Here is a 16282-nt window from a genome sequence, read left to right as displayed (position 1 = left end):
TGTCAGCGCCCCTCCTCACCTGGACCACCGGCGCCGCGCGGATCATCCACGCGGACGTTGTGCAGCACCTGCTCGTCCTTGCCGGACACCACATCGATGCGTGTGGCGGCCGCGACAGCGGGTGTCAGCCGCGTCCGCAGCGCGGCGGCGAGGACGGCCGCCCTCTGCAGCGCGCGGCCGTCCTCTTGCGGCGATGCCGTCAACAGCAGCCGTCCACCACGCGCGCGTTCGACGGCCGCGGCCGCTTTCTCCAGCACCACGCCGTGGTCGGGCACCAAGGCCGTCCCGCCGGTCACGAACAGCCCTTCCCCGAGCTCGATCTCCACCGGCCCGGCGGTGACCGCGCCACCCGCATGCAGTCCACCTTCCGGCAGCACCACGCCGAAGTCGAAGCGCGCAGGCAATCCGGGGGTGATGCGGCGGACCAGCGGATTGGGCGTGGTGAAGCGGGTTCCCGAGGGCAGCGTGGAGGCATCGACCTTCAGGATGAAGTTGCGGCCACGCGCTGCTCCGCCCTGGATACCCACGAGGTGGTAACGCCCGAAGGCATCGGTTTCCATCAGCAGGCCTTCCACCGCCGCCACGCGGACGCCTGGAATCCCGCGCTCACCCGCATCCTGCACGCCGTTGCCATTGCGGTCATCGAACACGCTGCCGACCACCAGGCTTTCATCCAGCAGCGGATCGGCGGTCACCTCCACATCCGCCGAGGCGACATTGCCAATGCTGCGGTCCTGTCCGTCGACGGCGGTGATGCGGTTGGTGTGCGTACCCGTACCGGTGCCCGCACCGACGCGCAGGTAGTACACCACCGTTGCACTGGCGCCGGCCGCCACGTCGATGCCATCGATCCGCAGCGGCTGCACACCACTGGGGCGTGCACTGTTGTCGGCGTCCTGCACCGCAAAGCCGCCCTGCACGAAGGTGAAGCCTGGCGGCAGCGTGTCCAGCAGCGTCGCACCGTTGGCATCGACCTCGCCCACGTTCTCGACGGTGACGGTGTAGCGCACCAGGTCACCGATCTGCACGCTGCGCTTGGCCGACACCTTGGTCAGGCGCAGCACGGCCTGCTCACCGGCCACGGTCACCGCGATGGTGCCTTGATCGCACACGCGCGTCGGCACGGACACGTCGCACAGCTGGTACTGGAAGCTGTCAGTTCCTGCGAACGCCGGCTCAGGCGTGTAGGTGCACAGGCCAGCGGCGCACACGGCCGCGCCGTTGGCAGGCGCTGCCACCACCTGCAGCGAAGCCGGATCCAGCGGTGCGGTGCTGCTGCTCGCATTGGCCAGCGCATCCCAGACCACCGGTTCGCCGTCCGCGGACACCATGCGCGCGTCGGCCACGGTCACCGTATTGGTCGGCACGGCGATGGTTACCGTCGCCTCCGCGCAGAGGGTCGGATCCCCGCGGTCGCAGACCGCGTAATCGAAGGTCTGCACGCCGGCGAACCAGGTCCGGGCGGCGAAGCGGATGCGGGCCCGCGGCATCACTTCGGCCGTGCCATACGGCGGATCGCTGATGAGGGTCAGCACGATGCTGTCCGGATCGATCGGTGCCCCGTCCATGCGGTCGTTGGCCAGCACATCGATCTCGAGCACGCCGTTGGGCGGCAGGTCCACCCAGTCGTCCTGCAGTGCCACGCTGTCGATGCCGGCCTCCACCACCACGCTCACCGTGGCCGTGTCACACACGGTTGGCTGGCTGACCAGGCAGAGGGTGTAGGTGGTGCTCCAGGTCCCCACGCCGACACCCGCCGGGACACTCAACGAACCGTCCGCAGCGAACACCAGTTCTGCCGTGCCCACCGGGGCGAAGGTCACCTGCGCCGGATCCAGCACGCCGCCGTTGAACGTGTCGTTGGCCAGCACGTTGAGCAGGTTGGGCGCCGCCCGGCCCGCGGGAACCGGCCCGCCACTGTCATCCACCGCAAGCAGCGCGATCGGCGCGGCCACCTGCACCGTGGCGATGGCGGTACTGCAGTTGGTCGGCGCACCGTTCTCGCACAGCTGGTAGGTCAGCGCGTACTGCCCCGCGGCCGTGCCCGGTGCCACCGTGACCTGGCCCTGGGTAGTGAGGGTGAAGCCGGCCGGCGCGTTGACCAGCACCGCGACCACGCTGCCGACCGGCGGCGGAGCGACGCCGTTGAAGGTGTCGTTGTCCAGCACCGAGCCGCTGACCGTGCCACCGGTGGCCGGGTCCACCGGCGTGGCGCTGAAGTCATCGTTGACCGCCAGCACGACGTGGGTGGTGATGAGGAAGGTCACCGAGGCGGTGGCACAGACAGCGGCATCCGGTGCGGGCAGGCACACGCTGTACGTGAAGCCGATCTGCCCGGTGGTACCCGCCGGGGGGATGTACAGGTAGCTGCCATCGGGGTTGAACTGCAGGCCCGGCGGCGGTGTGCCCACCACGCTGAAGCGCGCGCCCGGCGGAACGTCGTCGTTGCTGCCGACATTGCCGCTGGACGTCGCGCCCGCCGCCACGGTGATCACATCCGGCTGCGGCGCCGGCGCCAGCAGCAGGCTGACCGTGGCCGAATCACAGTTGCCGGGTGCCGCGGCTTCGCAGACCTGGTAGGTCACCGTGACTGCACCGCGCACCGCACCGGCACCCACGCTGATCACGCCGTTGCCATCGATGGTGATGCCGGCCGGCGCGTTGGGCAGCGTCACCACGACGCTGCCGGGTGCTGGCACGGCCCCGTCGAGCAGGTCGTTGTCCAGCACGCTCGGTGTGCTGCCACCGGTCGGCAGCGGCACCGCGCGGAAGTCATCATCGGCGGCCACCAGATTGCCGGTGTTGACGTTGACCGTCACTCCTGCGCTGCCGCATACCGCCGCATACGGTGCAGGCAGGCAGACCTGGTAGGTGAAGGTCACCGGCCCGGTGGTGCCGGGCGGCGGCAGATAGGTGAAGCTGCCATCGCCGTTGAACTGAAGGCCCGGCGGCAGCGGTCCCACCACGCTGAAGCTGGCACCGGGCGGCACGCCGTCATTGCTGCCCACGGCACCGTCGACCGCCTGGCCGGCGGGCGTGGACACCACGTCGGCGACCGGCGCCGGCACGCGCACCACGGTCACCCGCGCGTTGGCACAGTTGGTGGGCGCCGCGCGTTCGCATACCTGGTAATCGAGGGTCACCACGCCGGCGGTCCCCGCAGCCGGCGCCAGCAGGGTGCCATCCGGATTGATCGCGAAGCCCTGCGTGGCGCCGACCAGCGACAGCTGCACGGCCGCCGGCGCAGGCACCGCGCCGTCCAGCACATCGTTGGCCAGCACGCTCAGGCCCGAGGTGGCACCGGCCGCCAGCGGCACGGCAGTGAAGTCATCGTCGATGGCCACCAGGCTGCCGGTGTTGACGTTGATCGTCACGCGGGTGGTGCCACAGACCGCGCTGTAGGGGGCCGGCAGGCAGACCTGGTAGACGAAGCTCACCGCACCGGTGACACCTGCCGGCGGCGTGTAGCTGAAACTGCCGTCCGCATTGAACAGCAGGCCCGGCGGTACGCCGCCCTGCACGCTGAACACCGAGCCCGCCGGCACGCCATCGTTGCTGCCCACATTGCCGGTGACTGCCTGTCCTGCCGGTGTGGACACGGTATCGGCCACGGGCGCGGGACGGGTCACCACGATCGCGCTCGCGGTGGCACAGTTGGCCGGCGCGGCGCGTTCGCAGACCTCGTAGGTCAGCGTCACCGCTGCAGCAACCGCCGGGGTGGACACCGTACCGTCGGCACCGATCACATAGCCCGCCGGTGCCCCCACCAGCCGCACGGTCACCGTCGAAGGATCCACCGGCGCGCTGCCCAGCGTGTCGTTGAGCAGGACACTGGGCGTGACCGCGCCCGGCTGCAGCGGCGTGCCGCTGAAGTCATCGGCCACGGCGAGCAACGCACTGCTGGTCACCGTCACCGCCACGCTGGCCGAGCTGCACACCGTGCTGTCCGGCGCCGGCAGGCAGACCTGGTAAGTGAAGGACAGTGCGCCCGTGGCTCCAGCGGGCGGCGCGTAGATGAAGCTGCCATTGGTGGCCAGCTGCAGGCCCGCCGGCACGGGACCCACCACGCTGTAGAGCGCACCGGCCGGCGCGTTGTCGTTGCTGCCGACATTGCCGGTGGCCGTCTGCCCGGCCCCTACGGCGATGCTGTCAGCCACGGCGGAGGGCGCGATCACAACGGCCACAACGGCGGTATCGCAGTTGGTCGGCGCGGCGGTCTCGCACACCTGGTAGGTCAGCGAGAGGGCACCGCTCGCGGCACCCGCCGCTGCGCTGATGCGGCCCGCACCGTCGATGGACACCCCGCCCGGGGCACCCACCAGCGTGACGATGACGCTGCCGGCGGCCGGTGGTGTCAGCGCATCGAGGCGGTCGTTGAGCAGCACGCTCGGCGTGGTGGTCCCCGCAGTGAGCGGTGTGCCACGGAAGTCGTCGTCACCGGCATCGAGATTGCCCGCGTTGACATTGACCACCAGCGTGGCCGTGCCACAGGTTGCTGCGAACGGGGCCGGCAGGCAGACCTGGTAGGTCACTGTCTGCGCACCGAGCGTGCCCGCTGGCGGGGTGTACTGGAAGCTGCCATCGGCCAGCAGCTGGAAGCCGGCCGGCGCACCAGCGGGAACACCGAACGTCGCGCCCGGCGGCACATTGTCGTTGCTGCCGACGTTGCCGGCGACTGCGGTGCCGGCGGGCGTGGACACCACATCATCGGCCGGCGACGGCGACACCAGCAGCGTTACGCCGGCACTGGCGCAGTTGCCCGGGGCAGCGGTTTCGCAGAGCTGGTAATTGAAGCTCACCTGTCCGCTGGTCGCGCCGGAGGGCACGCTGACCAGGCCGTTGGTGTCCACGGCATAGCCGGCCGGCGCACCGACCAGGCTGATCACCACGCTGCCCGCAGGGGGCGTGGTGCCGTTGAGCAGATCGTTGGCCAGCACGCTGCTGCCCGACGCGCCCCCGGCCAGGATCGGCGTCGTGGTGAAGTCGTCGCCGACCGCAGCAAGGGTGCCGAGGTTGACGTTGAGCGTCACGCTCGCCGTGCCGCAGGCAGCGCCGTCCGGCGCGGGCAGGCAGACCTGGTAGGCAAAGGCCTGTGCACCGCTGGTGCCAGCGGGCGGTGCGTAGCTGAAGCTGCCGTCGGCACTGAACTGCAGGCCCGGCAACACAACGCCCACGACGCTGAACACCGCGCCCGCCGGCACACCATCGTTGCTGCCCACGTTGCCGTTCACCGGCACACCCACGCCGGTGGTCACCACATCGTCCACCGGTTGCGGCAGCAGCACGACGCGCACCGTTGCGGTGGCGCAGTTCGAGGGCGAGGCGCGTTCGCAGACCTGGTAGTCGAAGGTGCTGGCACCGGACAGCGTGGACGGCGTGCTGATCGTGCCGTCGGGCCGGATCACGAAGCCGGCCGGTGCCCCGATCAGCGTCAGCTGCACCGCAGCGTCGGCAGGCACGGCACCGTTGAGGCGGTCGTTGAGCAGTACGCTTGGCGTATCGGCGCCGGGCGCCAGCGGCGTGGTGCCGAAGTCATCGGCCACGGCGAGCAGCGTGCTGGTGCTGATGGTCAGCGTCACCGAGGTGGCACCACAGAGGGTGCTGTCCGGTGCCGGCAGGCACACCTGGTAATTGAACGAGACCGGACCGACCGTCGCCGCCGGCGGCGCATAGGTGAAGCTGCCATCGGGGTTGAACTGGAGACCGGCCGGCGTCGCACCACTGACGCTGAACTGCGCGCCGGTCGGTACCTGGTCGTTGCCCCCCACATTGCCGGTGACAGAGCCACCGGCGGCCACCGTGACCGTATCGGGCTGCGGCGACGGGGTGATCACCAGGGTGGCCGTGGCCGAATCGCAGTTGGTCGGCGCAGCGACCTCGCAGACCTGGTAGGTCAGCGTCGTACGGCCACTGGCAGCGCCCGTGGCGATCACGATGACACCGTCGCCAGCGATGGACACGCCCGCTGGCGCATTGACCAGCGACAGGCTGACCAGCGCAGGATCGGGGGAAGTGACCGCGTTGAGGGAGTCGTTGCCGAGCACGCTGGTGGTGCTGCCGCCAGCGGCCAGGGGGGCCGCACTGAAATCATCGTCCACCGCGACCAGCGTGCCGTTGTTGACGTTGAACGTGACGCTGGCGTTGGCGCAGACCGCGCTGTCCGGCGCGGGCAGGCACACCTGGTAACTGAAGGACGTGGCGCCGGAAGTCCCCACCGGCGGGGCATAGGTGAAGCCACCGCCAGCGTCCAGAGTCAGGCCGGCAAGCGGCGCACCCGAGAGGCTGAAGATGGACCCCAGCGGTACGTTGTCATTGCCGGCCACCGTGCCCGCCAGCGTCTGCCCAGCCTGCAGCGAGAACAGGTCGTTGACCGGCGCGGGTGCCAGCAGCAGCTGCACGTCGGCCGTTGCACAGTTGCTGGGCGCGGCCAGTTCGCAGACCTGGTAGGCCAGCGTCACGCGCCCGGACGGCACGCCGGTGGGCACGGTGATCGCCCCCGTCGCATCGATGCTGTAGCCGGCGGGTGCGCCGATCAGGCTGAGCGCCACGGCCGTCGCCGGTGCCGGTGTCACGGCATTGAGCGTGTCGTTGGACAGCACGCTGGGCGAGGTGCTGCCCGGTGCGAGCGCAAGGCCGCTGAAGTCGTCCGCCAGGGCGGCCAGATCGCCGTTGTTGACGTTGAGGATCACCGCGGCGGTGGAGCACGCCGTGGCATCCGGCGCCGGCAGGCACACCTCGTAGCTGAAGCCGAAGGCACCGGTCTGCCCGGTCGGGGGCACGAAGGTGAAGCTGCCGTCCGGGGTGAAGGTCAGCCCGGCAGGCGCAGCCGTGGTGATGCGGAACGTGGCCCCCGCTGCGACCGTATCGTTGCTGCCGACATTGCCGGTCAGCGTCACGCCGGCACGCGTCGACAGCGCATCGGCCACCGCCAGCGGCGCCACGGCGATGCGCGCCGCCGCCGCCACGCAGTTGGAGGGCAGCGCCGTCTCGCAGACCTGGTAGCCGACCACGCGCGCACCTGCGGCCACGCCGGCGGCGATCACGATGCTGCCATCGGCGTCGATGCTCACGCCTGCCTCCGGTGCGGTCAGTGTCAGCAGCACGCTGGCCGGTGCCGGCGGCGAGACACCGTTGAGGCTGTCGTTGCCCAGCACCGAGGCGGTGCGCCCGCCAGTGGCAGGGCTCAACGGCGTGGCACTGAAATCGTCATCGGTGGCCAGCAGCGTGCCCGCACTGAGCGTCAGCGTGACATCGGCGCTTGCGCACTCGCCGCTGTAGGGCTGCGCGAGGCACACCTGGTAGGTGAAGGTCAGCGGATACACCGTGCCCGGCTGGGGCGTATAGCTGAAGCTGCCGTTCCCGCTGAACAGCAGGCCCGGCGGCGGGCTCGCCACCGTGTACACGGCGTCGGCCGGTGCATTGTCATTGATCCCGACGGCGTCGTTGAACGTCTGGCCCGAGGGCACGGTGAACGCATCGGCCACGGCCTGCGGCGTGACCACAGCGCGTATCAGCGCGCTGGCACAGTTGCCGGTCGCCGCGACTTCGCACAGCTGGTAGCTGAGCACCTGCAACCCGGCGGGCGCCTGCGCCCCCACCTGCAGCCGCCCGCCAGCGTCCAGCGCGTAGCCGGCCGGTGCACCCACCAGGGTGGTGGTGACGGCGCCCGGCGGCGGCGGGGACACCGCATTGAGCGTGTCGTTGGCCAGCACGCTGAGCACCGCGCTGCCGCCCGGTGCGAGCGGGGCGGAAGTGAGGTCGTCATCGAGCGCGATGACATTGCCGGCGTTGACGTTGAGGGTGGCCACCGCATCGCTGCAGGCTGTGGTATCCGGTGCCGGCAGGCAGACGCGGTAGGTGAACGCCACCGGGCCGGTGAAGCCGGCCGGCGGTTCGTACAGCAGGCGGCCGTCCGGGTTGAACTGCAGGCCGGCTGGCAGCGCGCCCTGCACGCTGTACACCGCGCCGACAGGGGCGTTGTCATTGGCCCCGACGTTGCCGGCAAACAGCTGCCCGGCCGGTGTGGAGAACGTATCGGCGGCAGCCGACGGCGCCACCAGTACCGTGGCCTGGGCCGAGTCACAGTTGCTCGGCAGCGCCGCTTCGCACAGCTGGTACTCCACGATCACCGCCCCGGCCGGGGCGCCGGCGGCAACGGTCAGCGTGCCGTCGGCCGCGAGCGTGATGCCGCTCGGCGCGCCCACCAGCTGCAGTACCACCGCAGCGGGCGCGGGCGGCGTTGCGCCCTCGAGCACGTCGTTGCCGAGCACGCTCGCCGTGCTGCCACCGGCCGTGGCATCGATGGGCGTGCTGCGGAAATCATCATCATTGGCGGCCAACGTGCCAGCGTTGACGTTGAGGGTGACGGTGGCGGCCGCGCACACCCCCGAATCGGCACCGGGCAGGCACACCCGGTAAGTGAAATCCACCGGCCCCTGGGTGCCGACCGGCGGCGTGTAGACGAAGCGGCCGTCCGCGGCGAAGACCAGGCCGGCCGGCGAGGCATCGGTGACCACGTAGGTGCTGCCTGCCGGCACGTTGTCATTGGCGGCCACGCTGCCCGTCAGCACGACGCCTGCCTGCGTGCTGTAGTTGTCGTTGACCGCCACCGGCACCAGCAGCAGCGCGACGTTGGCTGACGCACAGTTGGTGGGCAGCGCGCGCTCGCACATCTGGTAACGGAAGTTCACCGCACCGGCGGCGGCGCCACCAGGGATGCTCACCGTGCCGTTGGCATTGATCGAATAGCCGGCGGGCGCGCCGACCAGGGTCAGCAGCATGTCCGCCGGGTCGGGCGGGATCGCGCCGTTGTACGTGTCGTTGGCCAGCAGGCTGTTGGTCGTTCCACCCGTGGTGGGATCGAGCGGGGCGGCACGGAAATCATCATCGTTGGCGGCCAGCGTGCCGGCGTTGACGGTGATCCGCGCGCTCGCCGTGGCGCACACCGCTGCGTCCGCCCCCGGCAGGCAGACCTGGTAATCGAACGCGGTCACGCCGGTCAGCTGCGCGGGCGGCAGATAGGTGAAGCTGCCGTCGGCGGCGAACTGCAGTCCCGGCGGGGGCGTGCCGACGACCACGTAGGTGGATCCGGCGGGTGCATTGTCATTGACTGCCACGTTGCCGGCGACCTCGCGGCCGACGTTGGTGGTGAACGCATCGTCGGCCGCCTCGGGGCGGATGATGAGCGTGATGCCTGCGCTGTCGCAGTTGCGGGTGGCGGCCTCGCACAGTTCATAGGTGAGCTGCAGGGTGCCGGCCGACGCGCCGGCCGGAATGCGCAGCTCACCGCCGCCTTCGAGGAAGAATCCCACCGGTGGCGCGCCGGTCAATACGAAGGACACGCCGGCCGCAGTGACCGCCTGACCGTTGAGCGTGTCGTTGCCCAGCACGCTGGGCGTGAGGCCGCCTGCGGGCGTGAGCACTTCGCCGCGGAAATCATCGTCCACCGCCAGCAGCACCGACGCCTGCACGGTGACCGTCGCGGTGGCCGTGGCGCACACCGAGGAATTGGGGGCAGGCAGGCACACCTGGTACTGGAAGGCATCCGGACCCACGGCACCGCCCGGTGCCAGATAGGTGATGCGGCCATCGGCTGCCACCGTGGCACTGCCTTGCGCCGGTCCGGCCAACAGGCTGTAGACACCACCCGTCAGCGGGTTGTCATTGCCCGCGACAGTGCCCTCCAGCAGCACGCCGGTCGTGGCCTGGAACGCCTCGCCGGTGGCCTGTGGGGCCACGACCATCTGCACGGTCGCGGTATCGCAGTTGGTTGGCGCAGCGCTTTCGCACAGCCGGTAGACGAGCGTCTGCGCACCGGCCACGGCGCCCGCAGGTACCTGCAGGGTGCCATCGGTAGTGATCGCGTAGCCGGCCGGTGCCGTGTCCAGGCTCAGGATCACCTGCGCCGGCGCCACCGCCACGCCATTGAACACATCGTTGGCGAGCACGCTCGCGCTGCTTGCGCTGCCCGGCTGCACCGGCGCGGACAGCACATCGTCAACGGCATCGAGCGCGTTGTCGCCCACCAGCACATCGACCGTGGCGACATCACACACCGCCGCATCGGGTGCGGGCAGGCACACACGGTAACTGAAGGCGTCCGCTCCAGTGGTACCGGCGGCGGGGGTATAGGTGAACCCACCGTTGGGGGTCACCGTGGCCTCTCCGCGCGAGGCGTCCGCCACCAGACTGTAGAGCACGCCGGCCGGCACCCTGTCATTGCCTGCCACACTGCCACTGAGCGGCAGTCCGGCACCCGGGGTGCTGACCGCATCATCGATGGCATCGGGACTGACGACCAACGTCATCGTCGCGGTGGCGCAGTTGGCGGGGAATGCGGTCTCGCAGATCTGGTAGGTCAGTACGCGCCGACCTGGCGCCGCGGTGGCCGGCACGCCGATGGTGCCGCCGCTGGCGAGATCGATGGTGAAGCCGGCCGGTGCATCGATCAGGCTCAGCTGCACGGCGCCGTCCAGCGGCACGGGGGCATTGCTGAAGCTGTCGTTGAGCAGCACGGGCGCGGTCGTGAACGCGCTTCCCGGCGTCCGCGGTGCGAGGTCGACATCGTCATTGGCAACAAGGACATTGGCGTCCACGAGGATGTTGGCCGTGCCATTTGCACAGACCGAAGCGTCCGGTGCGGGAAGGCACGCCTGGTAGGTGAACGTGCGCGGCGCCGTGATGGTGCCAGCCGGTGCATAGGTGAACGTGCCGTCCGCATTGATCACCAGACCGGGAACGGCCCCACCCACGAGGCTGTAGGTCGCCCCGGCAGGCACGCGGTCGTTGGCCGCGAGGGTGCCGCTCAGTGCGACCGAGCCGCTGGTCACGTTGAAGCTGTCGTCCACGGCGGCGGGTGCCACCACGAGGATGACGGCAGCGCTGGCGCAGTTCTGCGGCGAGACGGTTTCGCAGATCTGGTAAGTCAGCTGCGTGCGCCCCGCCGGTGCCCCTGCCGGCACCGAGACCACGCCGCCGGCATCGATGCTGAAGCCGCCCGGTGCGGTCTGCAGGGCCACGGTGACACTGCCCCGGGCGATGTTGTCACCGCGCAGCGTGTCGTTGCCCAGCACGCTGGGCGTGCTGCCGCCCTCGTTCGGGATGGCGGTGGTGAACGTATCGTTGGTGGCGACCAGGGCGGCCGGCTGCACGGCAATCGGCGGCGTGGTGGCGGTGGTGTCGCCGGGTGTCGGGTCGGTCACGCCCGGCGGCAATGCCACGCTCGCTGTGTTGCCAGGAATGGTCGCCGGTGTCGACAGCGGTGCGATGGCACTGATCAGCAGCACGACGCCGCTGTTGACACCCAGATCGGCCTGCACCGAAACGGCGTTGCCGTTGCCACTGGCCACCGCGCAGGACGAAGCCGCCGAGCTCGGCGTGCACGTCCAGCTGACGGACGTGAGCTGCGCCGACAGGAGGTCGGTGATGGTGACGCCACTGGCGATCGAAGGCCCCTGGTTGGAGACCGTGATCTGGTACTGCACGGCGCCGCCGGCGGGAACCGGGACAGCGCTGGTGATGACTTTGGCGATCGACACCTGCGCCTGCAGCGCCAGCACGTTGCTGTCAGTAGCGGTGTTGTTGCCCAGCGCGCTGTCGGCGATATCCGCCGGCGGACTCACCGTCACCGTGTTGTCCAAGGGGCTGCGGTAAGCCTGGGCGTGCAGCAGCGAAGGCAGCAGCGCGAGCAGGAGCATGCCCGCGCGCCGTGCGGCCGTGGCCCACGTCGTGCTGGTCCGGGGGATATCCTTCGCCGCTGTGGCCATGTCCTTGTCCTCGCCCGCCGCCGGTGTGTGGCCGGCCGCCCAGATGCCTGCACTGCGCACGACGCGGCCCCGCGCCGTGCTTCCCCTGCTCACTCGCATCGCGCCTAGTACGCGGCGGGATCGCTGCTGAAGATCACCGGTACCAGGATCGTGGCCTGCCCGCCGTTGAGCAGACTCACCTCAACGTTGACCACGTTGCCGCCCACCGCACCGCCACCGGCTGCACAACTGCTGCCCGCGCTGGCGCTGCAGCTCCACGGCCCGCTGAGCGTGGCCCCTGCGGGCAAGGCGTCGTTGACCTGCGCGGCGAGCACGTCGTCGGGCCCTGCGTTGCTGACCACGATCGAATACGTTGCCGCGGTGCCGGGTGTGTAGGACGAACTGCCGTCACTCTTGGTGATCGACAGGTCCGCCTGGCGGGTGCGGTTGGTGATGCGGCAGACCAGTGTGACCGGCTGTGGCGAAACCGCTGGCGCCTGCAGCGTGAAACTGCTGCCGGTGCCGGACGCTTCCACGGTGCCGTCCTGGCGGGTGCAGTTCCAGCTGCTCGCATAGCGCCCCAGCGTGGTGCCCGCCGCAGCGGTTTCGGCCAGCGCGTAACTGCCGCCGGGCACGGTGACCACGGCAGCCGTCGCGCCGTTGTTGCCGACATTGCTGGCCGTCCCCACCGCGCTGCCGTTGTAGGTGATGGCAAGGTTGAAGCGTCCGGTGTCGTTGCTCGGCTGGAGATCCTTCACCAACTGCAGCGTGGCCACGCACGACTGCGCAAGGCCTTCCACGGTGAACACCGCCTGCCCGATGCGGATGCCCAGCAGCCCAAGCACGTTGTCCACCACGCCCCCGAGCAACGTGGTCAGCACCGGCGTGACCACCGCGTTGACCACCAGCCGCAGCGGCGGCAGCAACGCACCGACCAGCGAATTGACCAGTGTGTCCACGGGCAACGGCAACGCCAGCGCGCCCAGCAGTGTGACCACCGGCGTACCACTGGTGATCTGCACATCGAGCGAGTTCACCAGCGTGGAGACCAGCGTGGCCGCACTGACCGTGCCCGCCGACAGCGTGCGGGTCTGTGGATACGGTCCGGAGAAGGTGGCCGTCTGCAGGCCGGGCGTTGCCGTGGCATACCCGCGCAGCCCCACGGTCAACGGCACCGCCACATCCGCCACGGGCAGGCCCGCCGCGCTGACGCGCACGCTCAGGTTGAGCGTTGTCAGCGTGACCGGCGACAGCACGCTCGCATCGAGCACGCGGCTGCGGTTGAAGAACACCGCATCACTGATCTGCCCGACGTAGAGATTCACCAGGCCGGGGCGGGCCTGCAGGTTCACCGAACTGCCGACCAGGTTCACCGCCGCGATGGTGCCCTCCGCGCGCGCGACGTCTGCATACACCTGCAGGCGGAGTGCGCTGGCCGACAGCGAGTTCACGTTGACACGCGCCAGGCCCAGCACATTGAGATTGTTCAGCGCGGAAATGAGCGAGGTGACATCCAGGCCCTGCACCAGTTCCAGGTCCAGCTTGATGCGGACGGCCGCGCTGTGGAACGCGGTGCCCGATGGGCCGCAGGTATACACGGGACGTTCCACCACCTGCAGCCACAGGCGTGTACTGGCCAGACCGCTCAGGCCGAGTGCCGCGGTGTTGACGGAGATCGGCTGCGGTGTGGTGAGTACGTTGCTGTAGTTGTAAAGCTGCAGGCCACCGGTGACCAGGTCGAGTACGTTGAGCCGGATGTCCGTGAGCGATCCCACCGGCAGCGCGATCTGCAGCAGGTCCCCGAGGCGGATCGTGCCCCCCGCGCCTGCCACTCCGAGGGGCAGCACCTGCAGCACGTTGGCCGCGGCGGTCTGGCCATCCGCACGCAGCACGTTCACCACCGCCGCACGCAGCGCCCCCACGGTGATCGCCGCGTTGAGGACCTGGCCGGGATCGCTGACCTGGACGCCGCCGTTGAGCTGGGTCAGCAGCGCATTCAGATTGACGTTGGCCCCTGCCAGGCTGTTCCAGTCCACTGCCGTGAGGTTTACAGTGGTTCCCGGAAGCAGCGCGCTGAAAAGGAGGTTCAGCACCGGACTCTGGGTGGAATTGATCGACGCCAGGCGGGGACCGGCGGTGACACAGGCACCTGCGGTACAGGCAGGGGTGGCCTGCTGGGCCTGCACGGGGAAGACTGAAAGAAACATCAACAGCAGCAAGGCGACCACATTTCCTTGCCAGTGCAACGACGATGGTTTCACGCCTTTCTCTTCCACCATGGCCCGCCTCCGCAGGATCAAGGCAACAGCTCGGCATCGAGGGCGGTATATGATCCGCCACCTGGAATCGCTGCTTTGCGTGCGTTGTTACCGGGAAATTCCGTTATGCCCCGGTTTGGTTTGATTAATGCAGCGCACGCGCGGCGCGGTCAAACGCAGGGTTGTGGAAAAGCAGGAAAGAAATACTGGCGTGCGGTCACAGGGGAGCGCCAGCACGTTGTGGGCAGGACCACGGACAGCGGTTCTGCGCAAGCGGGAAAAGAATCACTTCCCGGCAAGCATCGCTTGCCACGACATGGAGAGCATGACCATGAAGGACATGTGGAACAGGATCCGGCGCGCACGTCTCAGCGCCGGGTTGTCACAGGCGGCACTGGCCAAGGAAACCGGCGTGAGGCGCAGCGCCGTCACGCAATGGGAAAAGGAAGGCGGCACTTCGCCGAGCGTCGCCAACCTGGCGCGCATTGCCGTGGTCACCCAGGTTCACTTCGAATGGCTGGCAACCGGCCGCGGACCGGGCCGCCCGGCCGATGGCAGTGACCTGCCCCCACCGGAGGGCCTGCTGGAGGCACAGCGCACGCCGCAGGAATGCGCGATCCTCGCGCTGCTCAGACGCCTGCCCCATCGCAAGCGGCAGATGGCCCACACGATCCTCGAGATGCTGACGGACTGAATGCGGCTGTACCCGTCTCAGGCGTGGGAGGCGATCCGGCGCTCGAGCGTTGCACGAGGTGGCAGTGACCAGTCGATGGCGGCCTGCCCACGGCGCTGCAGGTAATCGTTGGCTGCGGAAAAGTGCCCGCAGCCGAGGAAGCCACGGTGAGCGGACAGCGGCGAGGGATGCGGCGCCTTGAGTACCCGGTGGCGCGTGGTGTCGATGACCTTGCCCTTCTGCTGGGCATAGCTGCCCCACAGCAGGAAAACGAGCCCGTCGCGCTCACGGTTGAGCACGTCGACCACATGATCGGTGAAGCCTTCCCAGCCGCGCTTCTGGTGTGCGCCGGCCTTGCCTTCTTCCACCGTCAGCACCGCGTTGAGCAGCAGCACGCCACGCTCCGCCCAGGGGATCAGGCAGCCGTGGTCCGGGCGTAGAATGTCCAGGTCGCGCTCGATTTCCTTGTAGATGTTCAACAGGGAGGGCGGCACCGGCACGCCTGGCTGCACTGAAAAGCTCAGCCCATGGGCTTGCCCACGCCCGTGGTACGGGTCCTGCCCCAGCACCACGACCTTGACCGCATCGAACGGCGTGGCCTCGAAGGCTGCGAAGATCTGCGGACCCGGCGGGAACACGGACGCACCGGCCGCCTTGCGTTCACGCAGGAACGCGGACAGCGCGCGCATGTCCGGGCGCAGCAGCCAATCGCCCACGCGGGCTTTCCAGCTCGGCTCGAGCTGGATCGAAACGGTTTCATTCATTGCACGACAGCTCTCGGTTCCAGGCGCGCCAGGCGCAGCTGGAACAGCACCTTGGTCACCAGCAGGCGTTCTTCGATGGGTTTGAGCACCAGGTCATTCGCACCGGCCTGCAGCAGCTGCGACTGGTTGGCCGCATTGCCATCGCCGGTCATCACCAGCACCGGCAGGCGGCGCTTGCCGTAGCCGAAATCGATGCGCACGCGCTGCACCACGTCGCGGCCGCTGAGCTCGCCCTTGAGCGTGACATCGGTCAGCACCAGATCGATGCGGTCCGCGTGGCGCCCGAGGGATTCGGCGGTGAGCAGGCTGAAGGCTTCCTCGGCACTCACCACGTGCAGCACCTTGAGCTGCTGGCGCTCCAGCATGCGTTTGGTGGCTTCGGCCACCACGCGGCTGTCTTCCACGTAGAGCACGGTGGCGCCGGGGATCGGCGCGGGCTGCACATAGCCGCGGATGAACGTGGCCAGGGCCTCATGCCCGAGCGCCTTGTCGAAATAGTCGGTCACGTATTCGTTGAAGCGTCGCTGCTCCAGGTGCGCCTGCGCCTCCCCGGATACCACGATGACCGGCACGTAGGCCTGCCCGGCCGCGTCGCGCACGAGGCGTGCCAGGGCCAGGCCATCGCCGTCCTCCAGCGAGAGCGCGGTGGTGACCAGGTCCACCGGACCTTCGCCCAGCGCCACGCGTGCCTCGGCGATGTTCGCGCAGCCCACCACGTCCACGCCGGGCAGGTCGCGCTGCAGCACATCGGCGATCAACCGGCGGACCAGGCGCGAGCCATCCACCACCATGACCCGGGCCGCATCGTTGTCCAGATGCTTCAGTGCGTGCGCGTGCATGCCA

The 16282-nt window shown here is 69.4% G+C and carries 5 protein-coding genes; 1 reads left to right on the top strand and 4 read right to left on the bottom strand.

Features of this window, described 5'->3' with window-relative positions; genetic code table 11:
* Positions 1-2: 2 nt before the first annotated feature.
* Both FHY09_RS09240 and FHY09_RS09235 read right to left on the bottom strand, forming a co-directional pair.
* A complete protein-coding gene (locus FHY09_RS09240) occupies positions 3-11858 on the bottom strand; it encodes an Ig-like domain-containing protein (RefSeq protein ID WP_166926374.1) in 11856 nt (3951 codons plus the stop codon).
* Positions 11859-11869: 11 nt separating this feature from the next.
* Complete coding sequence (locus FHY09_RS09235) at positions 11870-13951, bottom strand: DUF11 domain-containing protein (protein WP_166926372.1); 2082 nt, start codon at positions 13949-13951, stop codon at positions 11870-11872.
* A 199-nt stretch (positions 13952-14150) separates the two neighbouring features.
* On the opposite strand from FHY09_RS09235, the gene FHY09_RS09230 reads away from it, so the two are divergent.
* Positions 14151-14696 (top strand): helix-turn-helix transcriptional regulator, encoded by a 546-nt coding sequence (locus FHY09_RS09230; RefSeq protein ID WP_456362755.1) that lies wholly within the window; start codon positions 14151-14153, stop codon positions 14694-14696.
* Between the two features lie 17 nt (positions 14697-14713).
* Here the strand turns inward: FHY09_RS09230 and ung are convergent, their stop codons facing one another.
* Together ung and FHY09_RS09220 are read right to left on the bottom strand one after the other, a co-directional pair.
* The gene (gene ung, locus FHY09_RS09225) at positions 14714-15439 is read right to left on the bottom strand and encodes a uracil-DNA glycosylase (RefSeq protein ID WP_166926370.1); all 726 of its coding nucleotides are present in this window, start codon (positions 15437-15439) and stop codon (positions 14714-14716) included.
* Positions 15436-16278, bottom strand: a complete 843-nt coding sequence (locus tag FHY09_RS09220; protein ID WP_166926367.1) for a response regulator — start codon at positions 16276-16278, stop codon at positions 15436-15438. Before FHY09_RS09220 ends, ung begins: the two co-directional genes overlap by 4 nt.
* Between the last annotated feature and the right edge of the window lie 4 nt (positions 16279-16282).

This window comes from Xanthomonas sp. 60 (assembly GCF_011761925.1).
This window is presented reverse-complemented; position numbering and strand designations above follow the sequence as displayed.

What these genes read in the sequence shown, in the direction of transcription:
- FHY09_RS09220 (WP_166926367.1), bottom strand. Translation starts at nt 16,278, where the DNA reads ATGCACGCGCACGCACTGAAGCATCTGGACAACGATGCGGCCCGGGTC.
- FHY09_RS09235 (WP_166926372.1), bottom strand. Translation starts at nt 13,951, where the DNA reads ATGTTTCTTTCAGTCTTCCCCGTGCAGGCCCAGCAGGCCACCCCTGCC.
- ung (WP_166926370.1), bottom strand. Translation starts at nt 15,439, where the DNA reads ATGAATGAAACCGTTTCGATCCAGCTCGAGCCGAGCTGGAAAGCCCGC.
- FHY09_RS09230 (WP_456362755.1), top strand. Translation starts at nt 14,151, where the DNA reads ATGCAGCGCACGCGCGGCGCGGTCAAACGCAGGGTTGTGGAAAAGCAG.